This window comes from Streptomyces sp. NPDC053427, assembly GCF_044544985.1.
GTDB lineage: Bacteria > Actinomycetota > Actinomycetes > Streptomycetales > Streptomycetaceae > Streptomyces.
In genome coordinates this window covers 197,652-222,426 of sequence record NZ_JBITYA010000004.1, presented here as the reverse complement: position 1 = coordinate 222,426, position 24,775 = coordinate 197,652, and the positions used below count along the sequence as shown (strand labels likewise).

The window sequence follows — 24,775 nt, the reverse complement described above, 5'->3', positions numbered from 1 at the left end:
ACTTCATGCTACCTTTCCGGCGCCCGTGGTGGGGGCGGCGCCTGAGTCCGCGTACTCCGGCGCCGCGGCGCGAGGGACTAGTCAGTGCACAGTGCACCGATCTCCCAGGGGCGGCCGGGCGGCGGTGCGGCACATCTCACACCGACCGGGGCCGACACGGACAGCAACCGACGACGGCTCCTGCCCCGGTTCGCCCCGGCGTACGGGATCAGCGAGGCCAATAGCTGGTGCGCCACGCGCGCGGCCCCGGGTGCGGTACCCGGGAGCGGGCCGGGATCGTGGATGCGGGGTCCGACCACTCGTTCCCGCGGGCCGGCCCCTCGGGGGCGGCGGCAGCGGCGGCCGCCGCCCGGGCCTGAACCACCGCCAGTGCGGCGGCCAGCTCCTCCGGGGTGGGGTTGCCGCGTACGACCTTGATCATCGTGGACCGACCTCCTAGAGCGGGATGTTGCCGTGCTTCTTCGGCGGCAGTGCCTCGCGCTTGTTGCGCAGCGTGCGCAGCCCGCGGACGATGTGGCGGCGGGTCTCGGACGGCATGATCACCGCGTCGACGTAGCCGCGCTCGGCCGCCACGTACGGGTTGAGCAGCGTGTCCTCGTACTCCTGGATCAGCTCCTGGCGCCGCGAGTCCTGCGCGGCCGGGTCCTCGATCGCGGCGAGCGTGCGGCGGTGCAGGATGTTGACCGCGCCCTGCGCGCCCATGACGGCGATCTGCGCGGTCGGCCAGGCGAGGTTGAGGTCGGCGCCCAGGTGCTTGGACCCCATGACGTCGTACGCGCCGCCGAACGCCTTCCGCGTGATGACGGTGATCAGCGGCACCGTCGCCTCCGCGTAGGCGTAGATCAGCTTGGCGCCGCGGCGGATGATGCCGTCGTACTCCTGGTCCGTCCCCGGCAGGAAGCCGGGCACGTCCACGAAGGTGATCACCGGGATGTTGTAGGCGTCGCAGGTGCGCACGAAGCGCGCGGCCTTCTCGCTCGCATTGATGTCCAGGCAGCCGGCGAACTGCATCGGCTGGTTGGCGACGATGCCGACCGAGTGCCCCTCGACCCGGCCGAAGCCGGTGAGGATGTTCGGCGCGAACAGGGCCTGGGTCTCCAGGAATTCGTTGTCGTCCAGGACATGCTCGATCGCGGTGTGCATGTCATACGGCTGGTTGGCGGAGTCCGGGATCAGCACGTCCAGCTCGCGGTCCGCGTCCGAGACCTCCAGGTCCGCCTCCTCCGGGAAGGCCGGCGGCTCGGAGAGGTTGTTGGACGGCAGGTAGGACAGCAGGCCCTTGACGTACTCGATGGCGTCCTTCTCGTCGCCCGCCATGTGGTGCGCCACACCGGAAGTGGTGTTGTGCGTCCGGGCGCCGCCCAGCTCCTCGAAGCCGACGTCCTCGCCCGTGACGGTCTTGATCACGTCCGGGCCGGTGATGAACATGTGCGACGTCTTGTCGACCATGACGGTGAAGTCCGTGATGGCCGGGGAGTAGACCGCCCCGCCCGCACACGGCCCGACGATCAGCGAGATCTGCGGCACGACACCCGACGCATGCACATTGCGGCGGAAGATCTCGGCGAACAGGCCGAGCGCGACCACGCCCTCCTGGATACGGGCCCCGCCGCCGTCGTTGATGCCCACGACCGGGCAGCCGTTCTTCAGCGCGAAGTCCATCACCTTGACGATCTTCTCGCCGTAGACCTCGCCCAGCGACCCGCCGAAGATCGTGAAGTCCTGGCTGTAGACGCACACCGGGCGGCCGTCGACCGTGCCGTAACCGGTGACGACACCGTCGCCGTACGGGCGGTTCTTCTCGATGCCGAAATTCGTCGACCGGTGCCGCGCGAACTCGTCGAGCTCGACGAACGAGCCCTCGTCCAGAAGCAGACCGATGCGCTCACGCGCCGTCAGCTTCCCTTTCGCGTGCTGCTTTTCCACCGCGCGGGCGGAACCGGCATGCGTGGCCTCTTCGACCCGCCGCTGGAGATCCGCCAGCTTGCCCGCGGTGGTGTGGATGCCTGAATTGTTCAAGGCGGTTGCTTCCGGCTCGGACATCGGGATGCGGCTCCTGCTCGTCCTGGACTGGTGCTCGTACTGAGGGCGGTACGGGTGTGGCTACCGACTCGTAGCGTATCGGCGGGACTGCTCTGCGGCACTGCGTCGTTGACCACACCTAGGCTGGCCCCATGACGCCTCAACCACCGGGAAACCGGGACAAAGATGCAGGCCGCTGGTCCGATCTGGAGCGCCCGCCGCTGAGCGAGCACGCCCTGCGCCGGGCCCTGCTGCGCCCCGGCTCGCTGTGGACCTCCCTGGACGTCGTCGCCTCGACCGGCTCCACCAACACCGACCTCGCCGCACGCGCCGCCAAGGGCGAGATCACCGAAGGCGCCGTCCTCATCGCCGAGGAGCAGTCGGCCGGCCGCGGCCGGCTGGATCGCCGCTGGTCGGCACCGCCGCGCTCGGGGCTCTTCTTCTCCGTCTACCTCACCCCCCGCGTCCCGATGGCGCGCTGGGGCTGGCTGCCGCTGTTGACCGGCGTGGCCACCGCCGCCGCCCTCGCCCGCTCGGCCGGCGTCGACACGGCGCTGAAGTGGCCCAACGACCTCCTGGTCACGGTGGACGGCATCGAGCGCAAGACCGGCGGCATCCTCGCCGAACGCGCCGGCGACGGCGTCGTCGTCGGCATCGGCCTCAACGTCTCCCTCCACGCCGACGAACTGCCGGTGCCCACCGCGGGCTCGCTCGCCCTGGCGGGCGCCCGCGGCACCGACCGCGACCCGCTGCTGCGCGCCGTACTGCGCTCGCTGGAGGAGTGGTACGGCAAGTGGCAGGACGCCGTCGGCGACCCCGCGGCCAGCCGCCTCCAGGACACCTACGCGGCCGGCTGCGCCACCCTGGGCCGCTCCGTACGGGCCGAACTCCCCGGTGACGCCGAGCTGCTCGGCGAGGCGGTGGCCATCGACGGCGACGGACGCCTGATCCTGGCGACCGCGGACGGCGTGCAGCAGCCGGTGGCGGCCGGGGACATCGTGCATCTGCGGGCGGTCGGCGGCGGCTATTCGGGGCAGCCGGAGTGACACCGGAGTGACCTACGGAGGCGGGACCGCGCACGGTGCAGCCGTCGGCGGCTCCGGCCTCGGTCCACGCCGCCTCGACGGGCTGCGCCGGAAGTGTGGATGCGGGGCGCGGGCGTCGGTGGCTCGTGTTTCGGTCCGTTCCGCTACGGGGGAGGTGAGGGTGAGCGGCGGGATTCCGGGTGCGGGGCGCGGGCGTCGGCGGGTCGTGCCTCGGTGCGCTCCACTGCGGGGTGCCGGTGAGGGTGAGCGGCCGGAATTCCGGGTACCGGGCGCAGCCATCGGCGGCTCCTGCCTCGGTCCACTCCACTGCGGGGTGCCGGTGAGAGTGAGCCAGAGCACACCTGCCGTATCGTTGGGGCGGTCCGCCGTGAAGCGGGCCTCGGGCGAGAAGTGATCGGAAGGGCAGTGCGCAGGGACCGGACAGGGAGCAGGCGGTGACCGCGGACGACCCGGGCACCGTCCCGACGAGCGACGAAGCCACCGGCCCGGACGACGAGGCGGCCGCCGCGCCGGACGGCCCCCTCGCCATCCGCCTCGAACAACTCATCCTCGGCGCCGACCGCCGCTATACGCCGTTCCAGGCGGCCCGCGCCGCCGGCGTATCGATGGATCTCGCGGCCCGCTTCTGGCGCGCCATGGGCTTCGCCGACATCGGCCAGGTCAAGGCGCTGACCGAGGCCGATGTGCTGGCGCTGCGACGGCTGGCCGGTCTGGTCGAGGCGGGCCTGCTGAGCGAGGCGATGGCCGTACAGGTCGCCCGTTCCACCGGCCAGACCACCGCCCGCCTCGCCGACTGGCAGATCGACTCCTTCCTGGAGGGCCTGACCGAACCTCAGGACACCGGCCTGACCCGCACCGAGATCACCTACCCGCTGGTGGAGCTGCTCCTGCCCGAGCTGGAGGAGTTCCTGGTCTACGTCTGGCGGCGGCAGCTGGCCGCGGCCACCGGCCGGGTCGTCCAGGCCCAGGACGACGCGGAGATGGTCGACCGTCGCCTGGCCGTCGGCTTCGCGGACCTGGTCGGCTTCACCCGGCTGACCCGCCGGCTGGAGGAGGAGGAACTGGGCGAGCTGGTGGAGGCGTTCGAGACCACCTGCGCCGACCTGGTGGCCGCGCACGGCGGCCGGCTGATCAAGACGCTCGGCGACGAGGTCCTCTTCTCGGCCGATGACGCGGGCATCGCGGCGGAGATCGGGCTGCGGCTGATCGAGACCATGACCCATGACGAGACGATGCCCGAGCTGCGGGTCGGCATCGCCTTCGGCACGGTCACGACCCGGATGGGCGATGTCTTCGGTACGACCGTCAACCTGGCCAGCCGGCTCACGTCGATAGCGCCCAAGGACACCGTCCTGGTGGACGAGGCGTTCGCGGAGGAACTGGGGCGCACCGGCGAGGCGCCGGTCTCCGAGGCGGAAGCCGCGGCCGCGGAGAAGGCTGCCGAGGAGGGCACCGGCGAGGCGCCGCCGTCCTACCGCTTCGCACTCCAGCCGATGTGGCAGCGCCCGGTCCGCGGACTGGGCGTCATCGAGCCGTGGCTGCTGAGCCGCCGGGGCTGAGGCGCTGGGGTTGAGCCGCCTGGGCTGAGCCGCCTGGGCCTGCACCGTCCGGGACGGCACTGCCTGGGCCTGCACCGCCTGGGCCTGCACTGCCTGGGCCGGCACCGCCTGGGCCTGCACCGCCCGGGACGGCACCGATTGGAGCTGTGCCGACCAGGGCCGTACCCCCTGGAGCCGAGCCGCCCCCGGCTGTGCCCGTCCGGAGCCGAGGGGCTCGGGGCCGCGCCGCCGGGGGGTGCGGCGCACGGGGCGTGGGGGCGTCCCGCCGATCGGGTGACGGCCCGGCGGGAACACCGCCCGCCCCCGCCACGTTGTGGCCCTGCAAGGGGCGCCCGCTCCCCCTACGGGATGCGTTCGGCCACCCCTTAGGGCCCCTCCTGTTCGTGCGTCCCCGTACCTGAAATGATCCTGCCGGATCACTCAGGTCAACGGTCGTTAACCCGGGAGGGCGCTATGGAGGACGGCATGGACAGCGGTACGGCGGGCGAGGTGCGGCGGTTCGGCGACGACGGCTGGGTCGGCATCGCGCGGCACGGCGGCTTTGTCGCGGAGCTGGTCATGGACCGGCCCAAGGCCATGAACGCGGTCTCCACGGCGATGGCCGACGCCCTGGCGCAGGCGTGCGCCGAGCTCGCCGCCGACCGGTCCGTACGGGCCGTGGTGCTCAGCTCCACTCATGAGCGGGCGTTCTGCGTGGGCGCCGACCTCAAGGAGCGCAACTCGTTCACGGACGCGGATCTGATGCGCCAGCGGCCGCACACCCGCGCCGCGTACACGGGCGTCCTGGAGCTGCCGGTGCCCACCATCGCCGCCGTGCACGGCTTCGCCCTCGGCGGCGGCTTCGAGCTGGCGCTGGCCTGCGATCTGATCGTCGCGGACGGCAGCGCGGTGGTCGGGCTGCCGGAGGTGTCGGTGGGGGTGATCCCCGGCGGCGGGGGCACCCAGCTGCTGCCGCGCCGGGTGGGTGCCGCCAGGGCGGCGGAGCTGGTGTTCACCGCGCGCCGGGTGCCGGCGGCCGAGGCCGCGGAGCTGGGGCTGGTGGACGAGCTGGTCGCGGACGGGCAGGACCGGGCGCAGGCGCTGGCGCTGGCGGCGCGGATCGCCCGTAACTCGCCGGTCGGGCTGCGGGCGGCCAAGAAGGCCATGCGGCTGGGGCACGGCCTCGATCTGCGGGCGGGCCTGGAGCTGGAGGACGGCGCCTGGCGCAGCGTGGCCTTCTCCGGGGACCGTGCGGAGGGCGTCGCGGCGTTCAACGAGAAGCGGGACCCGGACTGGCCGGGGGAGTGACCCACCGGCCGGTGGGCGTGCCCGCGCCCCGCCCGCCGGCCGCATCCACCAACGGCTCCGCCCCCGGCCCACCTCGACGCGGGGTGCCGTACCAAGCGACACACCCCGAAAGGCGCGAATAGGGTGAAACATTCCTACGCTGTAGTACAGGGTGTGCTCACGGTAACGGAATGTGAGGATCCGGTGACGGGCGAGGCCGACGGTGATGCGAGGCTGCGGGCAGTGGTGGAGCTGGCGCAGGCGATGGCGGCCGCGCACTCACCGCGCGAGTCGGCGCGCGCCGCCGCCCTGGGGGCGCGTCAGGCCCTGGGCGGTTCCTTTGCGGCGATCTCCAAGTGGGAGCGCGAGCTGGGCAAGCTGCGCGTCCTGGTCAATGTCGGCGAACTCGCCGAAGGGGAGCGGGAGTTCCCCGAGGACGAGTCGTACCCGGTGCACGAGTTCCCGGAGATCGTCGGCTTTCTGCACGAGCGGTGGGCCGGCGGCGGCGAGCCCGACGCCTGGGTCGAGACCGCCGACGGGCCGTACGGCGAGGGCCGGCGCGGGCCGGGCACCGTCCGGGGCCGCTACAACCATCAGCGCGTGGCCGCGCTGCGAAGGCGCGGACGCGGCTGCTGCGTGGTCGCGCCGATCGTGCTGCACGGGCGGGCGTGGGGCGAGCTCTATGTCGCGCGGCGGATCGGGGAGCCGGTCTTCGCCCGCCCGGACGCCGACTTCGCGACCGTGCTCGCGGCCGTGGCGGCCGCCGGGATCGCCCAGACCGAGCGCCTGGCCGAGGCCCGCCGGCTCGCCTTCACCGATGCGCTGACCGGCCTGGCCAACCGCCGCGCCGTGGACATGCGCCTCGACGAGGCGCTGGAGCTGCACCGCCGGGACGGCGCGGTCGTCAGCCTGGTGGTGTGTGACCTCAACGGGCTCAAGGAGGTGAACGACTCCCGCGGCCACGCGGTCGGCGACCGGCTGCTGGAACGCTTCGGCTCGGTGCTCTCCCTCTGCGGCGCGATACTGCCCGGCGCCCTCGTGGCCCGGCTCGGCGGCGATGAGTTCTGCCTGCTCTCGGTCGGCCCGTCGGCCGAGGAAGTGGCCAAGGTGGCGGGCGAACTGTGCGTGCGCGCCGGGGAGTTGGAGCTGGGCGACGGGGTCGCGGTCGGCGTCGCCTCGACCGGCGACCCGATCGGTCCGGTACGCACCGCCCGCCGCCTCTTCCGGCTCGCGGACGCCGCGCAGTACCGCGCCAAGGCGGAGCGGTCGGGGGAGCCGGTGGTCGCCGGGCGGCACGGCGGCCCCGACGATCCGGTCGTACGGCTCGCGGACACCCCCGAGCCGCGGCAGGGTCCGGAGCGCCGCCGGTTCCGCAGATGAGGCACGACCGGGCGCGCACGCTGTGTAAGGGGTGATCCGTAAATCCACTCGTGACATCCGGCGATTCAGTCTCTAGGGTGCCTGAATATGGATATGCACACTGTGGTGCTGGGGACGGCCGGCACGACCGCACAGGACGTCATCGCGGTGGCCCGCGGCGCGGCCCGGATCGAGCTGCCCGAGGAGACGCTCGCGGCCGTCGCGGCCTCCCGCGCCTTCATCGACGACCTCGCCGCCAAGCCCGAGCCCGTCTACGGCGTCTCGACCGGCTTCGGCGCCCTCGCCGTCCGCCACATCAGCCCCGAACTGCGCGCCCAGCTCCAGCGCAACATCGTCCGCTCGCACGCGGCCGGCATGGGCCCGCGGGTCGAGCGCGAGGTCGTCCGCGCGCTGATGTTCCTGCGCCTGAAGACCCTGGCCACGGGCCGGACCGGCGTACGCCCGGTCGTCGTCGAGACGATGGCCGCGATACTCAACGCCGGCATCACCCCCGTCGTCCACGAATACGGCTCCCTCGGCTGCTCCGGCGACCTCGCCCCGCTCTCGCACTGCGCGCTGACGCTGCTGGGCGAGGGCGACGCCGAGGGCCCCGACGGCGTCGTACGGCCCGCCGGCGAGCTGCTCGCCGCGCACGGCATCGCCCCCGTCGAACTGCGCGAGAAGGAGGGCCTGGCGCTCCTCAACGGCACCGACGGCATGCTCGGCATGCTCGTGATGGCCTGCGCCGACCTCGCCCGCCTCTACACCTCCGCGGACATCACCGCCGCCCTCTCCCTGGAGGCGCTGCTCGGCACGGACAAGGTCCTCGCCCCCGAGCTGCACGCCATCCGCCCGCACCCCGGCCAGGCCGCCTCGGCCGCCAACATGCTCAAGGTGCTGGCCGGTTCGGGCTTCACCGGCCACCACCAGGACGACGCGCCGCGCGTCCAGGACGCCTACTCCATCCGCTGCGCCCCGCAGGTCGCCGGCGCCGGCCGGGACACCCTCGACCACGCCCGCCTGGTCGCCGACCGCGAGCTGGCCGCCGCCGTCGACAACCCCGTCGTCCTCCCGGACGGCCGGGTTGAGTCCAACGGCAACTTCCACGGCGCGCCCGTCGCCTACGTCCTGGACTTCCTCGCCATCGCCGCGGCCGACCTCGGCTCGATCGCGGAGCGCCGTACCGACCGCCTCCTGGACAAGAACCGCTCGCACGGCCTGCCCGCCTTCCTGGCCGGCGACCCGGGCGTCGACTCGGGCCTGATGATCGCCCAGTACACCCAGGCCGCGCTGGTCAGCGAGCTGAAGCGGCTGGCCGCGCCCGCCTCCGTGGACTCCATCCCGTCCTCCGCCATGCAGGAGGACCATGTCTCGATGGGCTGGTCGGCGGCGCGCAAGCTGCGGACCGCCATCGACAACCTGACCCGGATCGTCGCCGTCGAGATGTACGCCGCGACCCGCGCCATCGAGATGCGCGACGGGCTGACGGCGGCCCCCGCCACCCTCGCGGTGCTGGACGCCGTACGGGCGGCGGGCATCCAGGGGCCGGGCGAGGACCGTTTCCTGGCGCCCGACCTGGAGGCCGCATACGCCTTCGTGCGGTCGGGGAAGCTGGTCGGGGCCGCGGAGTCGGTCACCGGCGAGCTGGCCTGACGGAGCGTCGGGCGCCGGGCGGCGCCGCCCGGTGCCCGGACGGTGCCCGGGTCCCCGCTCAGGCGGCCGCGTCGTGTCTGCGGCGGACGGAGTAGCCGACCAGCCCCGCGCCGAGCGCGAGACAGGCGGCCCCGCCGATGGCGTACGGAGCGGTCTCGGGGCTGCCGGTGTCGGCGAGGAGGGGCGGGGCAGCGGCGGCGTCCCGGGTGACGGCGGTCGCGGCGCCGCCGTCGGCCGCCGCGCCGGGGTGGGCCGCCGAGGCCGCCCGCGGGCCGGCTCCGCCCGCCTCGCCGTTGCCCACGCCGGCCTGCGCGGACGGTACGAACCACAGGGCGAACAGCACCGAGCCCGCGGCACTGGCGGTCAGTAGCGATCGTCGTGCGGTCACCGAACGATCCTCCTTGTGGGTCCGGCGAATTGGCCGTCGCGCGTCCCGCGGCCGCCGGCCGTTGACCGCAGATGTTAGTGACCGCCGCGGGTCGCGGGGAAGTCGGGACGCGTACGTGCTTACCCTCCGTCTCATGAGCAATGGTGAGACATCACGTTTTGTGCGACTTCATGTCGAACTGGTCATGGAGGTCACCGACGCCGGCCGGCTGACCGGTGCGGCCGCCGACCACATCGGCGGCGACCCGTCGCTCCCGGACGACCAGCGCCAGCAGGCCCTGGACACGGTCCGTGAGGACCCGGCGGAGGCGCTGGCCCATCTCGTCGACCCGTTCGACCTGGTCACGGCCGTGCCGGGGACCGAGCTCGCGCACGCCTCCTGGAGCAGCGAGGAGATGACCGACTACGACCCGGACGCCGAATGGGACGCGGCGGAGTGGGATCTCGCGGACGACAGGGCCGCGGAGGCCTGACCCGCCGCCGCGGCCCCACCGACCGCAACCGACCCCCCACCGGGCGCAACCGTCCCCCAACGACCCGTCCGCCACCGATCCCTCCCCTGCCACCCCGGCCCCCGTATGACGTGATTCATACGGGGGCCTCCTCTCTGCGTGGATCCATAGCCTTTACGTCCGTTTTGAGTGGCATCCCCCACATTCCCCTTTTCTTTTCCGCGGTCGTGGAAGACGGTCGATAGGCACGGACGTACAACCGCTCGACTCATCGGATCGGGAGTTCTGCCAGGAGACCTTTCGGGAGTTCTGGATTCGGTAGCAATGGAGATGCGCGTGATAACGGACAGTAATCGTGGCAAGGGCCTGATAACCGGCGCCGCACTGCTCGGGGGTGCACTCACCCTCGCGGCGTGCGGCGCGGCGAACGGCGACGCCGGCAGCCATGCCGCGCCCAGCCCCAAGCCCAAGCACGAGAACTCCCAGCAGGTCGACGCCGCGGCTGCCCAAGAGGCCTCGCAGGCGGAGATCGAGATCGCGCCCAAGGACGGTACGGCCGACGCCGGCCTCAACAACGACGCCAAGGTCACGGTCAACGGCGGCAAGCTCACCGACGTCACGATGACCTCCGTGGCCGCCCACAAGACCGTCGCCGGCACCACGTCCGCCGACGGCTCCTCCTGGAAGCCCGACACGGCGCTGGCCGGCTCCACGACCTACAAGGTCACCGCGCATGCCGTGGACTCCAAGGGCCGCAAGGCCGTGGAGAACTCCACCTTCACCACCGTCGCCCCCACCAGCAGCTTCATCGGCACCTTCACCCCCGAGGACGGCTCGACCGTCGGCGTCGGCATGCCGGTGTCGATCAACTTCGACAAGCCGGTGGTGAACAAGGCCCGCGTGGAGTCCGCGATCAAGGTCGCCTCCAGCAGCAACCAGCAGGTCGTCGGCCACTGGTTCGGCAACAAGCGCCTGGACTTCCGCCCCCGGACGTACTGGCAGCCGAACTCCCAGGTCACCATGAAGCTCGGCCTCGACGGCGTCGAGGCCTCGCCGGGCGTCAAGGGCATCCAGAACAAGACCGTCGGCTTCACCGTCGGCCGCTCGCAGATCAGCACCGTCGACGCCAAGACCCACGAGATGACCGTGGTCCGCGACGGCCGGCCGATCGCGACCGTCCCCATCTCGGCGGGCAGCAAGGACCACCCGACCTACAACGGCAAGATGGTCATCTCCGAGAGGTTCCAGCAGACCCGGATGAACGGCTCCACCGTCGGCTTCGCCAAGAAGGACGGCAAGGGCGAGTACGACATCCCCGACGTCCCGCACGCCATGCGCCTGTCGACGTCCGGCACCTTCATCCACGGCAACTACTGGGGCAAGGGCATATTCGGCCACGCCAACACCAGCCACGGCTGCATCGGCCTGGAGGACGTCCGCGGCGCCGGCGACCCGGACACCGACGCCGCATGGTTCTTCGACAACTCGCAGCTCGGCGACGTCGTCGAGATGACGAACTCCGGCGACAAGGTCATCCAGCCGGACAACGGCCTCAACGGCTGGAACATGGACTGGTCGCAGTGGGTCGCGGGCAGCGCCCTGTCCTGACGCCCGCACCGCCACCGCGGTGACCGACCACACCGCACGCACCACCGCACGGGAGATGACCACCGCCCGGCGCCGCCGTGAACGAGGCGCGCCGGGCGGTGGTCGTGCGTACGGTGCGCGCCACGGGAATCGACACCGAGGCGTGGTGCGCCCGCCCGGCCCTCGGGGAGCGGCAGCGGGACCGCCGTCCGTACCCTGACCAGGTGACGGAGCACGGCAGAAGCGGCAGAAGCGAAAGAAACGCAGACAGGGGCCCCTCCCCGGAGGCCGATGAGCTGGTCGGCGGCGTGCTCGGCCGCGTCCGTTACGCGGCCGACGGGGCGGCGGCCGAGGACGCCATCGAGGCGGGCGCCTCGACGCTCGCCGCGGCGGCCGTCGGCTGGGACGCGGTGAGCGCGGCGGTGGTCGCGGCCGCCGCAACAGGGGCGGCGCAGTGCTGGGCGGGCGGCTGGCAGCCCGCGGACCTGGAACGTTACGTACGGCGCGAGGCGGCCGACGCGCAGTGGGCGGCGCTCGTCGTGGACGCGATAGCGGCCGAGGCGGCCCGCAACCCGGCGGCCCGGACCCCGCGCGGCACCCGCTGGGCCGACCAGCTGCGGCGGCTCGGCGCCGACGTCTGGTGGGAGTCCGACCGCGGCTACCTCGACGCCCTGGCCGGGCGCCGCCGCACCACCCGCTTCGAGACCGCCTACGACATCCTCGCGGCCCTGCGCGCCCTCGCCCGGGTCCCCCGCATCACCCCGCTGCCGACCCCCTCCGCACCGCCCGCCACGAAGGCCCGCAGCGCCGCCGCCTCCCGCGCCCTCGGACGCATCAGGGGCCTGCTGGCCAAGGCCGAGGCGACGAACTTCGCTCAGGAGGCGGAGGCGCTGTCCGCCAAGGCGCAGGAGCTGATGGCCCGGCACAGCATCGACGAGGCGCTCCTGGACGGCCCGGCCGGCACCCGGGACGGCCTGCCGGGCGGCCCGTCGGCGGTCCGGATCGGCATCGAGGGACCGTACGAACAGGCCAAGGCACTCCTCCTGGACGCCGTGGCGACCGCCAACCGCTGCCAGGCCGTCTGGGCCGCCGACATCGGCTTCTCCACCCTCGTCGGCTTCGAAGGCGACCTGGAGGCCGCCGAGTTGCTCTACACCTCCCTGCTCCTCCAGGCCACCGCCGCCATGAACCGCGCGGCCGACACCCTCCCCCGGGCGCACAAGGACCGGGGCGCCGCCCGCGGCCGCTCCCGCCGCACCCGCGACTTCCGCCAGACCTTCCTCGTCGCCTACGCGGACCGCATCCGGGGCCGCCTGACCGAGGCCACCGCCACCGCCACGGCCGCCGCCGCCGAGTCCTCCGACACCGCCCCCGACCTCCTGCCGGTCCTCGCCGCCCGCGAACTCGCGGTGGAGGAGACCACCGGCGCCCTCTTCCCGGACACCGCCCCGGTCCGGCTGCGCGGTGTACGGGACGCGGACGGCTGGCACGCCGGGCGGGCGGCCGCCGATCGGGCACGGCTGGGCGACGGCGCCTGAGGGACGTGCGTCGGGCGGCAGGCCGCCACCCGACGGCGAGCAGCGCCGGCGGGCCGCACATGCGGAGGCGGCGGGGAACCGGCCGAGGCCGGTCAGCTCTGGGCAGCAGGACGGACGACGATCTCGTTCACATCAACGGCCGCGGGCTGTTCGATGGCGAACGCGATGGCGCGGGCGATCGCCTCGGGCGGAATGGCGAGGCGGTCCCGCATCGCCGTGATCTCCGCTCTGACCCGGCTGTTCGTGGACGCCTCGGCGAAGTCGGTGGCCGTCGCACCGGGCGAGACCGCGGTCACCCGCACGGAATCGCCGGCCTCCTGACGCAGCCCCTCGCAGATGGCCCGGACCGCGAACTTCGTACCGGCGTAGACCGCCATGGTGGGGACGATGCGAAAGGCCGCCGTGGAGGCGGTGGTGACGAAGTGTCCGCCGCCCTGTGCGCGGAAGACCGGAAGAGCCGCGGCGATGCCGTGCAACACACCTTTCACATTGACGTCGACCATGTGGTCCCACTCCTCGACGCGCAGATCGTCGAGAGGCGAGATCGTGCCGACCCCGGCGTTGCCGACCAGGACGTCGAGCCGCCCGAAGCGCTCACCGGCCAGCGCGACCAGGGCGAGCAGATCGTCCCGCCGGGTCACATCGGTGCGGATCTGCACGGCCGCGCCACCCGCCTTCTCGATCCGGGCCACCAGCTCCGCCAGCCGCTGGGACCGGCGCGCGCCGAGGACGAGCCGCGCCCCGCGTTCGGCGAGCAGCAGCGCGGTCGCCTCGCCGATGCCGCTGCTGGCTCCCGTGATCGCCACCACTTTGCCCTCGATTCCGGACATGAGGACTTCCCTTCCTTGCAGTACCAGGGTCCGAGGCCCGGGGCAGCGGCTCCCGAACGAGCGCCGGGGCCGCTGTCCACCGGACGGCCGGGTGCCGACGTGACCGTATGAGGCCGTCGGCACGGTCACGACCTGCGCTCGCGTCCGAGTCTGAGGGAGCCTTAGCCTGGTATCCAGAATCTCCTTATTCTGGAACCAGAGGTGCTGCCATGGCACTACAGCCGGACCAACGCCGTCAGTTGGGTGCGTTCCTGCGCAGCCGGCGGGAGCGCCTCACCCCCGACGAGGTCGGCCTGCCGGGGACCGCCCGCCGTCGGACTCCCGGGCTCCGCCGGGAGGAACTGGCACTGCTGGCCGGGATCAGCGCCACGTGGTACACGTACCTGGAGCAGGGGCGGGAGATCCGCGCCTCCGCACAGGTGCTGACCGCCCTGGCCGAGGCGCTGCGGCTCGACCGGCACGAACGCGCTCATCTTCACCAGCTCGCCGGTCACGCCGCCACGGTCGAACCCGAGGAACGCGAGCCGCTCAAGGCCGAGGCGGCGGCCGTGCCGTTGCTGCTCCAGCCGAACCCGGCGTACATCATCGGCGGCAACTACGACGTGCTCAGTCACAACCGGGCGGCCGACGAACTGTTCCCGCGGCTCATCGACAACGAGGCGCAGCGCCCGGCCAACTTCGTCCGCTGGATGTTTCTCGAACCGGTGGCCCGGGACGTCGTGATCGACTGGGAACCCGAGGCACGCGGCCTGCTCGCCCGACTCCGCACACAGGCCGGACGCCACCCCACCGACCCGCGCTACACCCGGCTGATCGACGAGTTGAACGACGGCAGCCCGCAGGCGCGGACCTGGTGGCGCCAGTACGAGGTACAGGCTCGGCACAGCGGAAGAAAACGACTACGGCACCCGGCACGCGGACCGGTCGCCTACGCCTACACCGCATTCCACCTGGCCGAACAGCGGGAACAGACGCTGGTGGTCTATGTCGAAGGCGGTGAACGGGCCGACGCCGACCCGGCCGTGCCCGGCGGCTGAAGCCGAAGCCCGGAGACAGGACCGGACGGCGGCGGCGTCGTCGGACGGACCGGACGGCGACTTGCGACCTCCGAACGCGACCCGTCAGCGACGCAGGCGGGCGTTGAGCCGGGCGGCCTGGCGCGTCAGGTGATCGCGCTCGGCGAGGTTGGGCGCCTGGTGGGCCGCCTCGGCGTACAGCCGTGCCGCCGTCGCCGGATCGCCGTCGCGCTCGTGGAGGTACGCCGCCACCGCGGCGTGGCGGGGAACGCGTCGGCCCCCGCCCGAAGAGCCCGGGGAAGCGTCGTCCAGCTCCGCGAGCGCCGCCAGCCCGGCGCGCGGCCCGTCGGCCTCACCGACGGCCACCGCGCGGTTGAGCCGGACGACCGGACTGTCGGTCAGGCCCACGAGCTCGTCGTACCACTCCACGATCTGCACCCAGTCGGTCTCCTCGGCGGTGGGGGCGTCGGCGTGGAGCGCCGCGATGGCGGCCTGGGCCTGGAACTCGCCCAGCCGGTCGCGCGCCAGGGCCGCCTGCAGGATCGCGACGCCCTCGGCGATCGACGCGGTGTCCCACCGGCCGCGGTCCTGCTCCGCGAGCGGCACCAGGCCCCCGTCCGGCGCCGTCCGGCCGGCCCGCCGGGCGTGGTGGAGCAGCATGAGGGCGAGCAGCCCCGCCACCTCGGGATGGTCGATCGCGGCCGAGAGCTGCCGGGTGAGCCGGATGGCCTCGGCGGCGAGATCGACGTCGCCGGAGTAGCCCTCGTTGAAGACCAGATAGAGGACGCGCAGCACGGTGGCGACGTCGCCGGGCCGGTCGAACTTTCCCCGAGCTCTCGGCTTCGCTCGAGCAGGGGAGGCCCCATCTCCGGAGACGGTGCGCTTGGCCCGGCTGATGCGCTGCGCCATGGTCGCCTCGGGCACCAGGTAGGCCTGCGCGATCTGACGGGTGGTCAGCCCGCCGACGGCGCGCAGCGTGAGCGCGACCGCCGACGACGGCGTCAGCGACGGGTGGGCGCACAGGAAGTAGAGCTGGAGCGTGTCGTCCGTGGAGGGTGCGGGCCCGGGGGCCGGTTCCTCCTCCACGAGGTCCTCGCGTCGGCGGCGGGCGGTGTCCGCCCGGGTCGCGTCGAGGAACTTGCGCCAGGCCACGGTGACCAGCCAGCCCTTCGCATCCCGCGGAGGATCGGCAGGCCAGACACGGATCGCCTCGACCAGCGCGTCCTGCACCGCATCCTCGGCCGCCGCGAAGTCGGCCCCGCGGCGGACGAGGATGCCGAGCACGCTCGGCGTCAGGCTCCGGAGCAGGAGCTCGTTCACCTCGGACGTCACTCGCTCACTCCGTGATGGTGGGCTGCACGCCATAGAACGGACGCAGCTCCAGCCACTCGTGGATCGGCTTCCCGCCCGCCCCGGGGGCGGCCGACAGCTCCCCGGCCAGCTCGACGGCGCGCTCGTAGCTGTCGACGTCGATCACCATCCAGCCGGCGATCAGGTCCTTGGTCTCGGCGAACGGGCCGTCGGTGACCGGCGGCCGCCCCTCACCGTCGTACCGGACGAACGTCCCCTCGGGGGCCAGCGCCTGACCGTCGACGAACTCGCCGGTCCCCTCGAGCCGCGCCGCGAAGTCCTGCATGTACTGCACATGCGCCGAGATCTCCTCCGGCGTCCACTGGTCCATCGGCACGTCGTTGACCGCAGCCGGAGCACCGCGGTAGTGCTTGAGCAGCAGGTACTTGGCCATGGTGTTCTCCTCGGTGCTGGTGCGACCCATTGTGGTCGCCTTCACCTCGGGGACGGAGCAGGTCGCCGGTTCTCGACATCCTCGGCCGCATTATTTCCGGCTCCGGTGGACGAGCCTGCACGAGCCTCGCTGCGCCCGGGTGAGCCGCCTCGTGGTGCCCGGGCCCACGACGTGACGCGAGGGCGGGACGGCACGCGGCCGCCCCGGCCGGTCAGGCGCTGAAGGACGAGGGTAAGAGCTACGGCGCCATCGCCAAGGTCCTGGGAGTAGGCCAGGCGACTGTCTACCGGGCGCTTACCGGCCCGGCAGGTTGAGACTTCACGGCGGAGGACAGAGCGGCTGAGGCGGGCGCACAGGCGTCCATCCAGACGCCCGGTTGTACAGGTCGGTCATCTGGTCCTCCTTGATTCAGATGGGAAGGGCACCGCTGTCCCGCTCGCCGTGTGTCCGAGTGTTGCGCAGCGCCTCCGCGATCTGCTCGACGTGTGCGGCGGGGATCGAACCCAGGTGCACGAGCGGCTGACCTCTCGGCGTCACCTGCGGCCGTATCGCCGCGTAGGAGCTCTCCGGCAGGCCCAGGGCCGCGAGCGCCTCGCGCATGGCCTCGGAGGCGTTCAGGGCCGCTGTGCGACCGTCTCTCCACGTCTGTATGTCCACTACCGCACCCCGGGGTGCTTCTTGGGGTGCGCGGCCAACTCGACGTTGCAGTCCGAGACCGCGGACAGGTCCCCGTCGCCGTGCGCCGCTGTGCGTTGCTTCGCGAGCGCAGCACACACACCACAACCCGGCGCAGGTCCAAGGGGTGTACGGGGGAGGGACAGTTGAACCGGCGGGTCCGTCGTTGTGCGGGGGCTGCTCACTGGGATTTCCTCCTTTGGGTGTCGGCACCACCGATGCTTCACCCGCTGAGCAACTCGTTCTAGGACCTTTCCGGTTGGGGCAAGAATCCATCCCGGATGCCCTCGATCAGGGTTCTCATGGCATCGCCGAAGGCCGCCACCGCGGCAAACCGTTCGAAGGTGTCGAGGTAGAGCTGTACGTCCTTCGGGTCGCGGGTTGTGACCTCGGAGTGGAACGTTTCCACGATGACGAGCCGGTCGTCGTGGAGGCTGAAGCAGGTCATGGGGAAGTCGGGCATCCGGCGGTCGGACGGCACGACACCCAGCGAGACGTTGGGCAGACGGGACACGGACACGAGCCGGTCAAGCTGAAGCGCCATGACCACGGGCTCGCTGATGCGCCACCGGAGTACGTGCTCGCAGATCAGGAAGTGGAAGGACCTGCCTGGCTCGTACAGGACGGATTGCCGTTCGAGGCGGGCCGCCACGGTCTTGGCCCTGGACTCCTCCGGGAGGGCCGGAGGCAGGGAGAAGACGGAAGAGGCGTACTCGGGGGTCTGGAGGAGCCCAGGGATGAGCTGGCCCTGGAAGAGCCTGAGCGTGGTCGTGCCAGCCTCGATGGCCCGGATTGTCTTCTGGTGCTTCCACGGGCCCATGCGGCGCAGCAGGCGCCATGCGGTGGCCTCGGTGGCTTCAGCGCGGGCTGCCGCCAGGAACTCTTCTTTGACCTCCCTGCTCACACCCATGGCGGTGAGGACCAGGTCCACGTCCTGGACGGTCGGTCGCACCCTGCCGGTCTCGATCTTCGACAGCTTTCCGGCAGACATAGAAGCCCTGCGGGCCACCGCATCACCCGTGAGACCGGATGCGTCGCGGAGTGCCCGCAGGGCTCTGCCGATTGAGTCCGTGGTCAGCGGTGCCGCTCCCAGTACTGCGAGAAAGGCACAGCTGCGGCCAGCGCCTGGTCCCGGTAGCCCTGGTACTTGGCGATCTCGTCCGAGGAGACCAGCTCACCACCGATGAACGCGCCCTCAGGCGTGTAGTGCATCTGGTACACGGCTCGGTCGTCGAACAGCCAGAAGTCGTGATCCGGCAGGCCGCTCACGTCATGCTCGGCCAGATCGATGATGCCAATGGATTCGCCGGCCGCGATGTTGCCTGGATAGGCGGCCAGTTCGTACCGGAGGTAGTGGGTCAGCGGGGACCGGAGGACGTGGACACGCGAGACTTCCTTGCCCTTGTTGGTCATCGACCGCACCCAAGGATTGTCATCCCAGTCGGGGCCCATATCCCCACCCGCGAGGAATCGTTCGAGCTCCTCGCGCTCCTCTTCGACGTCGTAGACGGCGAGCGTCTCCAGTCGAAAGGCGGTCCGCTCGAACGTCTCGAAGAGTCGGCCGAACTCCTCACCGCTGAGCACGGAAGTACTCCTCCAGGACCGAGGCCGGTACCAAGACGGCCGTCTCACCTTCAGGCAGATCGAGTTGAGCCAGTCTCTCAGGGTCGGTGACGACGTACCCCTGGACCACGTAGTCCGTGCCCTCCTCGGTGCCCCACAGCGTCGGGCACGTTCCGTTCTTGCACTCCGGGTCACCGGACAGCTTCCGCAGCATCCTCGCCCCCACATGTCGGTGTACGCCTGTTAGGTTCGATGCTCCCGAGGTGGTGATGGAAGGGTCAAGAGGGTGATCTTTCCAAAACAGGAAAGGCGCGGAACTCGCTGATCCCCGGTACCTGTCAGGATTCGGCATCCCCTGAGGACGTGCCGATGCGCCTGTACGCGGAAGCGCTGCCGCGCTTCCCTGGAACACGTTCGATTTGCCCAGCGTCGATTAGGCGCAGAAAGATAGTCTTTACCTTGTTCTCCGACCCGATCCCGGTAAGGGTCCTGACCGTCCGGTTGTTGATTTCCGGGTGAGTCTCCAGGTACTGCATGATGATTTCTTCTGGTGATCCGAGACGCTCGTGGCGAATATTTACTCGAACAGAGTTATCTCGCTCCTCGATCACGGGGTCTTTCAATTTCAGCTTTTTCATCGCAGCGAACGCAGTCGCCAGACCCTCGCCAACGTCTTTGTTTGGAGGGTCGGGGAATTTATTGATCAGTCGAACGATCGCGCCGTTTCGCGAGAAGCGTTCCTTGAGGATGTTGGCCGTCGTCATGTGCGCCGGCAACCTACCTGGGCTCTCAACCTCAACGCGATTGTCGAAAATTCGCACATGTACATCGTCTGCTGTTCCGTAGTCTCGGTGGATTACAGCGTTAGTGATGATTTCGTGCAGCGTCTCGAACGGGTATGTGATCGAGGTGAGACCCTCAGGCCCGAGGACTTTGACTCCTTCGATGAGCTCGGAGGTCTTCGCTACGGCCTGCTTGATTTGCTCGTACAGCGAGCCCTCGATCGTGAGAGGATCGAACGCGAGGTTCTCGCGAGACCCTTCAGGGTCGGTGGTCTTGTAGCGATAGACCTTGATAGCGCACCTCTTCGGCAGCACCGCCTGCGGTTCGTCCGAGTACAGGAGCACGCCAGCCACTGTGGGCTTGTCGGTGACGATCATCATCTGCTTTCGAAGCCAGACCTCCGGCTCCCCTGTGGGAATGCTACTCAGCATGAAGTCGATGATCGTCAGCGAATTTGAGATAAGATCGACGGGTGCCGCGACAGTCTCCGACTCGAAGGATGTTATCCCTTTGTTGCGCCGCAGCCGCTCCATTCCGTCGGGCCCGACTGGAATGCTCTGACTGCCGCGTCGGATGTAGGCCTTGCTGTCGCTAGCGTACTTGATGTCCTTCGTTTTCTGAATGATTACATGAAGGACGAGACCGAGTTCCCCATCGCAGGTGAGGAATTCGTAGAGGAAGCCGCCACCCAGGGGGAATAGTTCATCGAAAACCTGCAGGTGGCCGTTTGCTGCCTCCATGTTCGCGAACCCGCGCCACCTGTGGTTCTTGCCCTCGGGGCCTTCGTCGATGCCGACGTATAGCTCCCCGCCATCTGCATTCGCGAAGGCTGCGATGGCCTTCGTGAGTTTCGCGGGTGCGATCTCGATAGCCTTTAGGTCGGTAAAGTGACCTTCTTCGAGCTTAAGAACCTTGAAGACCTGACTCTTGGGAATCGAGACCTTGTGGATCACTCCGGTTTCCGCCCCCTCGCTTGCCCGACCGATCTCCTCGGATGGTAGCCAGACTTACGGCTCTCGTCCTGGAGTTTGGGCAAGCGCGCGGGGCGGGCCGGCGAGCTGGCACGTGGGACCACGGCGTAGCGAACGCCGGTATGTGTACCGGCTCCCTACCTGTCTGAAGCCGGCGCCTCGGCGATGCCGATCGGGCAGGCCACGCCCGTCCCGCCGATGCCGCAGTAGCCGTTAATGTTGCGGTCCAGATACTGCTGGTGATACCCCTCGGCCGGATAGAACGGCCGGCCGTCGGCGGGGAGGATTTCGGTGGTGATGTCGCCGTAACCGGACTTCTGGAGGACGGCACGGTAGGCGTCGCGGGAGGCCTCGGCGGCCGCCTGCTGGGCGGGGGAGTGGGTGTAGACGGCGGAGCGGTACTGGGTGCCGGTGTCGTTGCCCTGGCGGAAGCCCTGGGTCGGGTCGTGCGATTCCCAGAAGAGCTTCAGGAGGTCCGTGTACGGGACGACCTCGGGGTCGTAGACGACGCGGACGGCCTCGGTGTGGCCGGTGTGGCCGCTGCAGACCTCTTCGTAGGTGGGGTTGGGGGTGTGCCCGCCCTGGTAGCCGACGAGGGTGGTCCAGACGCCTTCGGCCTGCCAGAACTTGCGCTCGGCGCCCCAGAAGCAGCCCAGGCCGAAGTCGGCGGTCTCCAGGCCCTCGGGGTACGGGCCGAGCAACGGGTTGCCGAGGACGGTGTGCCGGTCGGGGACGGTGAACTCCCGCTCCGGGCGGCCCTTGAGCGCTTCCTCGGGGGTGGGGAGGTGGTTCTTGAAGCGGGAGAACAGCATCAGGATCAGGCTCCAGAGGGCGAGGAGGGGGACGAGGAGGGGAGAGGGGACGCGGTCAATGGGGCAACGTTCGGCAACCGGCCCGCATTCCGTACGGCCGTCAGCGGCCCTCCGGCGGGAAGCCCGCCGATGTGCCGCCCAGCTGCTCCCAGCCGGCGATGGCCAGGGCGCGGTAGGCGGCGTACTCGGCTGCGGGGCTGCGGCCGTAGGACCAGGGAACGGCGCCCACATGGCCGTCGACCAGGCGAAGCTGCTCCATCGCCTCGGCGTAGCGCTCGGCGCGGACCAGGAACCAGACCAGCAGATGGCGGACGTGCGGGGCCATCGGGTGATCGGCAGGCGCCTGGCCCAGGGCGAAGTGGGCGCCCTCGATGGCCCGCTCGACCACCGCGCTCTGATAGAGGCTGCGGACCATATTGGCCTCGGGGAGGTGCTCGTACACCGCGAAGAGGGGCAGGGCCGGGAGGAGGCTGTTCGCCGGCGCCCCGGCCGCCGCGCGCTCGGCGAACGCCTCGGCGTCCTTGCGGGTGCCGTGCCACTTCTCCGACCAGTACGGGAGCGCGGCCAGATGCGCGCCCATGTGATGCGGGGCGCGCTGGGCGACCTTGGACCACAGCTCTTCGTAGTCGGCGCGGCGCTCGCCCAGGCCGCGGGCGACGGCCAGCTCCGTGATGTACGGGACGGGGCTGCCGGGCGCCAGCAGTGCCGCCTCGCGGCAGACCGTACGGGCCTCCTCCAGGATCATGCGGAAGTCCTGGGAGCCGGGGTCGCGCAGCGCCTGGAGGACCAGGAACTGGGCGTGCGTCTGCGCGCCGCCGGGGTCCTTGGGGGACTCCAGCCGCCAGGTGCGCAGCCAGATGCCGCCGGCCCGCTGCCCGCCGTCGCGCGAGGCGTCCTCGGCCCCATCCTGCGCCAGCTCGAACGCCGCCGAGCCCGCCAGCGTCTGGACCCGCTGCCACCGCAGCTCCCAGTTGTCCCCGGTGGACTTCAGCAGCTCCGCCGCCGGGCGCCAGTCGCGGGTATGCCGTATCCGGGCGAGCGCGTCGTCCAGCTCCTGATCGGGGCCGGGCAGCCGTACGTCGAGTTCGTCGAGCGGCACGAAGCCATAGCCCGCCATCGGGTCGGTGGCCACCACCAGCCCCTGCCGGGTCTGCTGTACGGCCCGCCGTCGCCGCATCCAGGGCAGGAAGACGAAACCGCCGAGGGCGGTCGCGGCGAGGAGCACGAGCAGAGCATCCATGTGGTGTGTCCCGGTCGGTGGAGGGGCTGAGAGGGGAGGGGGTGGAGCCTGGTGACGGATCGGAGTAGGCGGATCGGAGTGACGAGATCGTAGTGAGCGGGAACTGTCGTATGTATTCACTCTCCAGCGAAGCAGAAAGTTCCGGAAAGTTCCCTTGCGCGGCCGACTACGCTCGGCAGGCATGAGCGATCAGCGCGACCAGCGCCACCAGCATTTCGAAACCCTTGCCATCCACGCAGGTCAGGAGCCTGACCAGGCCACCGGCGCGGTGGTACCGCCCATCTACCAGGTCTCTACTTACAAGCAGGACGGTGTGGGCGGACTGCGCGGCGGCTACGAGTACAGCCGCAGCGCCAATCCGACCCGTACCGCCCTGGAGGAGAATCTCGCGGCCCTCGACGGCGGCCGCCGCGGCCTCGCCTTCGCCTCCGGCCTCGCCGCCGAGGACTGCCTGCTGCGCACCCTGCTGACCCCCGGCGACCATGTCGTCATCCCCAACGACGCCTACGGCGGCACCTTCCGTCTGTTCGCGAAGGTCGTCGAGCGCTGGGGCGTGGAGTGGTCGGTGGCCGACACCTCCGACCCGCAGGCCGTACGCGACGCACTGCGGCCCCGTACGAAGGCGATCTGGGTCGAGACGCCCAGCAACCCGCTGCTCGGCATCAGCGACATCGCGGCGCTGGCCGGCATCGCCCGGGAGGCGGGCGCCAAGCTCGTCGTCGACAACACCTTCGCCAGCCCCTACCTCCAGCAGCCGCTCGCCCTGGGCGCGGACGTGGTGGTCTACTCGACGACCAAGTACATGGGCGGGCACTCGGACGTCGTGGGCGGCGCGCTGGTCGTCAACGACGAGGCGCTGGGCGAGGAACTCGCCTACCACCAGAACGCGATGGGCGCGATCGCCGGGCCGTTCGACGCCTGGCTGGTGATGCGCGGCATCAAGACCCTGGCCGTACGGATGGACCGGCACAGCGCCAACGCGGCCCGCGTCGCCGAGCTGCTGGCCTCCCACAAGAAGGTCACCCGCGTCTACTACCCGGGCCTGTCCGAGCACCCCGGCCACGAGGTCGCCGCCAAGCAGATGCGGTCCTTCGGCGGGATGGTGTCCTTCCAGGTGGCGGGCGGCGAGCAGGAGGCCGTGGAGGTCTGCAACCGCGCGAAGCTGTTCACCCTGGGGGAGTCGCTGGGCGGCGTGGAGTCGCTGATCGAGCACCCGGGGCGGATGACGCACGCCTCGACGGCCGGGTCCGCGCTGGAGGTGCCGGGCGACCTCGTACGGCTGTCGGTGGGCATCGAGTCCGTCGACGATCTGCTGGCGGACCTCACGCAGGCCCTCGGCTGACCGGAGCCCGTCGGCCTTCCGGTCCTCGGACCCGTGGCGCCCGCGAACCGCTTCACGGCCGGTGAAGCGGTTCACCACCCCTCCACCGGAGGGGTGATGCGGACCGGCGGCGGCAGCCAGGGCTGATGCATGGCCCAGACCAGCAGCGCCGCCAGCGCGAGGAGCGCGAGCAGCCGGCCGGTGCGGCGCAGCAGGCGCCGCCGCGCAAGCAGCCGGCGGCCGCGGGCGGTGGCCCGTACGGCCAGATCGGGCGGTACGGGCGGATGCGGCCCGGCCAGCATCCGCCGTACCTCCGTCTCCTCGCGGTCCCGCGGACTCATGGCGCCGCCGGAACGGAGGACGGATGCGGCCGACGGCTGCACATCCGGGCGACGGCCCGCAGGCACAGGGCATGCACCCGTTCGGCGGGCAGGCCCAGTTGGGCCGCGGTCTGCTCCTCGGCCACGTCCTCGTAGAGCCGTAGCACGAGGACCAGCCGCTCCTGGGGCGAGAGCCGGTCCAGGAGGCCGCCGCGCGGCCTGCGATGCCGCCAGGCGGTGTGCGCGAAGCGGGCGGCGAGTTCCTGGCGGGCGCGGTCGTAGGGGTCCTCGCCGCGCAGCCCGTCCCAGGCCGCGTACGTCCGCGACAGCGCGCAGACCAGCAACTTCTCGGCGGCCGGAGCCGGTCGGTCGTCGGGCTCGCCGGTCAGCAGGGTGGCGGCATGCAGCAGCCGGCCCGCCGCGCCCGCCACGAACAACTCGAACTCCCGGGCGCGGCAGCGCTCCCGCGCCCACCGCCGCTCTCGCACCGCCCCTCCCGGCTGACGGACCCGCTGACCGCAGGGCCGCCTGCTGCACCGGCCGCTGCACCGGCCGTCCACCGCACGCGCCGCCTACCACAGCGGCCACCCACGGCAGCGGCCACCTACGCCGACGGCCACCTACGGCACTG

General features: G+C 71.2%; 25 protein-coding genes. 10 read left to right on the top strand and 15 right to left on the bottom strand.

Going from position 1 to position 24,775, the window contains the following annotated elements; all coding sequences use genetic code 11:
* Positions 1-208 precede the first annotated feature (208 nt).
* Positions 209-421, bottom strand: coding sequence for an acyl-CoA carboxylase epsilon subunit (locus ACIGWZ_RS12710; protein ID WP_400063651.1), 213 nt, complete (start codon positions 419-421; stop codon positions 209-211).
* 14 nt (positions 422-435) lie between these two features.
* Positions 436-2,043: an acyl-CoA carboxylase subunit beta gene (locus ACIGWZ_RS12705; RefSeq protein ID WP_400063649.1), complete on the bottom strand. Its 1,608-nt coding sequence runs from the start codon at positions 2,041-2,043 to the stop codon at positions 436-438.
* A gap of 131 nt (positions 2,044-2,174) precedes the next feature.
* On the opposite strand from ACIGWZ_RS12705, the gene ACIGWZ_RS12700 reads away from it, so the two are divergent.
* The 5 genes from ACIGWZ_RS12700 to hutH all read left to right on the top strand — a co-directional run bounded on the left by ACIGWZ_RS12700 (position 2,175) and on the right by hutH (position 8,905).
* Complete coding sequence (locus ACIGWZ_RS12700) at positions 2,175-3,068, top strand: biotin--[acetyl-CoA-carboxylase] ligase (protein WP_400063647.1); 894 nt, start codon at positions 2,175-2,177, stop codon at positions 3,066-3,068.
* 434 nt (positions 3,069-3,502) lie between these two features.
* The gene (locus ACIGWZ_RS12695) at positions 3,503-4,627 is read left to right on the top strand and encodes an adenylate/guanylate cyclase domain-containing protein (protein WP_400063645.1); all 1,125 of its coding nucleotides are present in this window, start codon (positions 3,503-3,505) and stop codon (positions 4,625-4,627) included.
* A 465-nt stretch (positions 4,628-5,092) separates the two neighbouring features.
* A complete protein-coding gene (locus ACIGWZ_RS12690) occupies positions 5,093-5,914 on the top strand; it encodes an enoyl-CoA hydratase/isomerase family protein (protein ID WP_400063643.1) in 822 nt (273 codons plus the stop codon).
* A 243-nt stretch (positions 5,915-6,157) separates the two neighbouring features.
* Positions 6,158-7,273, top strand: a complete 1,116-nt coding sequence (locus tag ACIGWZ_RS12685; RefSeq protein WP_400064419.1) for a diguanylate cyclase domain-containing protein — start codon at positions 6,158-6,160, stop codon at positions 7,271-7,273.
* An 87-nt stretch (positions 7,274-7,360) separates the two neighbouring features.
* Entirely contained in the window at positions 7,361-8,905 is a 1,545-nt protein-coding gene (hutH, locus tag ACIGWZ_RS12680) for a histidine ammonia-lyase (protein WP_400063641.1), read from the top strand.
* Between the two features lie 58 nt (positions 8,906-8,963).
* Here the strand turns inward: hutH and ACIGWZ_RS12675 are convergent, their stop codons facing one another.
* Positions 8,964-9,293 carry a hypothetical protein gene (locus ACIGWZ_RS12675; RefSeq protein ID WP_400063639.1) on the bottom strand — a complete coding sequence of 110 codons (330 nt, stop codon included), beginning with the start codon at positions 9,291-9,293 and terminating at the stop codon, positions 8,964-8,966.
* Between the two features lie 133 nt (positions 9,294-9,426).
* Between ACIGWZ_RS12675 and ACIGWZ_RS12670 the strand changes: the two genes are divergently transcribed.
* From ACIGWZ_RS12670 to ACIGWZ_RS12660, 3 genes are all read left to right on the top strand, one after another.
* Positions 9,427-9,765: a hypothetical protein gene (locus ACIGWZ_RS12670; protein ID WP_400063638.1), complete on the top strand. Its 339-nt coding sequence runs from the start codon at positions 9,427-9,429 to the stop codon at positions 9,763-9,765.
* A 318-nt stretch (positions 9,766-10,083) separates the two neighbouring features.
* Positions 10,084-11,352 carry an Ig-like domain-containing protein gene (locus ACIGWZ_RS12665; protein ID WP_400064417.1) on the top strand — a complete coding sequence of 423 codons (1,269 nt, stop codon included), beginning with the start codon at positions 10,084-10,086 and terminating at the stop codon, positions 11,350-11,352.
* 287 nt (positions 11,353-11,639) lie between these two features.
* A complete protein-coding gene (locus tag ACIGWZ_RS12660) occupies positions 11,640-12,869 on the top strand; it encodes a DUF2786 domain-containing protein (protein ID WP_400064415.1) in 1,230 nt (409 codons plus the stop codon).
* Between the two features lie 92 nt (positions 12,870-12,961).
* Here the strand turns inward: ACIGWZ_RS12660 and ACIGWZ_RS12655 are convergent, their stop codons facing one another.
* Complete coding sequence (locus tag ACIGWZ_RS12655; protein ID WP_400063636.1) at positions 12,962-13,699, bottom strand: SDR family oxidoreductase; 738 nt, start codon at positions 13,697-13,699, stop codon at positions 12,962-12,964.
* Between the two features lie 209 nt (positions 13,700-13,908).
* Between ACIGWZ_RS12655 and ACIGWZ_RS12650 the strand changes: the two genes are divergently transcribed.
* A complete protein-coding gene (locus tag ACIGWZ_RS12650) occupies positions 13,909-14,736 on the top strand; it encodes a helix-turn-helix transcriptional regulator (RefSeq protein ID WP_400063634.1) in 828 nt (275 codons plus the stop codon).
* 84 nt (positions 14,737-14,820) lie between these two features.
* Here ACIGWZ_RS12650 and ACIGWZ_RS12645 read toward each other — a convergent pair whose 3' ends face one another.
* The 9 genes from ACIGWZ_RS12645 to ACIGWZ_RS12605 all read right to left on the bottom strand — a co-directional run bounded on the left by ACIGWZ_RS12645 (position 14,821) and on the right by ACIGWZ_RS12605 (position 22,503).
* Complete coding sequence (locus ACIGWZ_RS12645) at positions 14,821-16,035, bottom strand: RNA polymerase sigma factor (RefSeq protein WP_400064413.1); 1,215 nt, start codon at positions 16,033-16,035, stop codon at positions 14,821-14,823.
* 16 nt (positions 16,036-16,051) lie between these two features.
* Positions 16,052-16,459: a YciI family protein gene (locus ACIGWZ_RS12640; protein ID WP_400064411.1), complete on the bottom strand. Its 408-nt coding sequence runs from the start codon at positions 16,457-16,459 to the stop codon at positions 16,052-16,054.
* Between the two features lie 408 nt (positions 16,460-16,867).
* Positions 16,868-17,116 (bottom strand): hypothetical protein, encoded by a 249-nt coding sequence (locus tag ACIGWZ_RS12635; RefSeq protein WP_400063632.1) that lies wholly within the window; start codon positions 17,114-17,116, stop codon positions 16,868-16,870.
* 262 nt (positions 17,117-17,378) lie between these two features.
* A complete protein-coding gene (locus ACIGWZ_RS12630; protein WP_400064409.1) occupies positions 17,379-18,185 on the bottom strand; it encodes a helix-turn-helix domain-containing protein in 807 nt (268 codons plus the stop codon).
* A gap of 23 nt (positions 18,186-18,208) precedes the next feature.
* Positions 18,209-18,718 carry a DUF6879 family protein gene (locus ACIGWZ_RS12625; RefSeq protein WP_400063630.1) on the bottom strand — a complete coding sequence of 170 codons (510 nt, stop codon included), beginning with the start codon at positions 18,716-18,718 and terminating at the stop codon, positions 18,209-18,211.
* Positions 18,705-18,911: a hypothetical protein gene (locus ACIGWZ_RS12620; protein WP_400063628.1), complete on the bottom strand. Its 207-nt coding sequence runs from the start codon at positions 18,909-18,911 to the stop codon at positions 18,705-18,707. Before ACIGWZ_RS12620 ends, ACIGWZ_RS12625 begins: the two co-directional genes overlap by 14 nt.
* Before the next feature lie 124 nt (positions 18,912-19,035).
* Positions 19,036-20,433: an ATP-binding protein gene (locus ACIGWZ_RS12615; RefSeq protein WP_400063626.1), complete on the bottom strand. Its 1,398-nt coding sequence runs from the start codon at positions 20,431-20,433 to the stop codon at positions 19,036-19,038.
* Between the two features lie 155 nt (positions 20,434-20,588).
* Positions 20,589-21,263 (bottom strand): peptide-methionine (S)-S-oxide reductase MsrA, encoded by a 675-nt coding sequence (gene msrA, locus ACIGWZ_RS12610; protein ID WP_400063624.1) that lies wholly within the window; start codon positions 21,261-21,263, stop codon positions 20,589-20,591.
* Between the two features lie 100 nt (positions 21,264-21,363).
* Positions 21,364-22,503: a hypothetical protein gene (locus ACIGWZ_RS12605; RefSeq protein ID WP_400063622.1), complete on the bottom strand. Its 1,140-nt coding sequence runs from the start codon at positions 22,501-22,503 to the stop codon at positions 21,364-21,366.
* A gap of 181 nt (positions 22,504-22,684) precedes the next feature.
* Between ACIGWZ_RS12605 and ACIGWZ_RS12600 the strand changes: the two genes are divergently transcribed.
* Complete coding sequence (locus ACIGWZ_RS12600) at positions 22,685-23,845, top strand: cystathionine gamma-synthase (RefSeq protein ID WP_400063620.1); 1,161 nt, start codon at positions 22,685-22,687, stop codon at positions 23,843-23,845.
* Between the two features lie 71 nt (positions 23,846-23,916).
* Here ACIGWZ_RS12600 and ACIGWZ_RS12595 read toward each other — a convergent pair whose 3' ends face one another.
* The gene (locus tag ACIGWZ_RS12595) at positions 23,917-24,165 is read right to left on the bottom strand and encodes a hypothetical protein (RefSeq protein WP_400063617.1); all 249 of its coding nucleotides are present in this window, start codon (positions 24,163-24,165) and stop codon (positions 23,917-23,919) included.
* Positions 24,162-24,632: a sigma factor-like helix-turn-helix DNA-binding protein gene (locus ACIGWZ_RS12590; protein WP_400063615.1), complete on the bottom strand. Its 471-nt coding sequence runs from the start codon at positions 24,630-24,632 to the stop codon at positions 24,162-24,164. Before ACIGWZ_RS12590 ends, ACIGWZ_RS12595 begins: the two co-directional genes overlap by 4 nt.
* Positions 24,633-24,775: the final 143 nt, after the last annotated feature.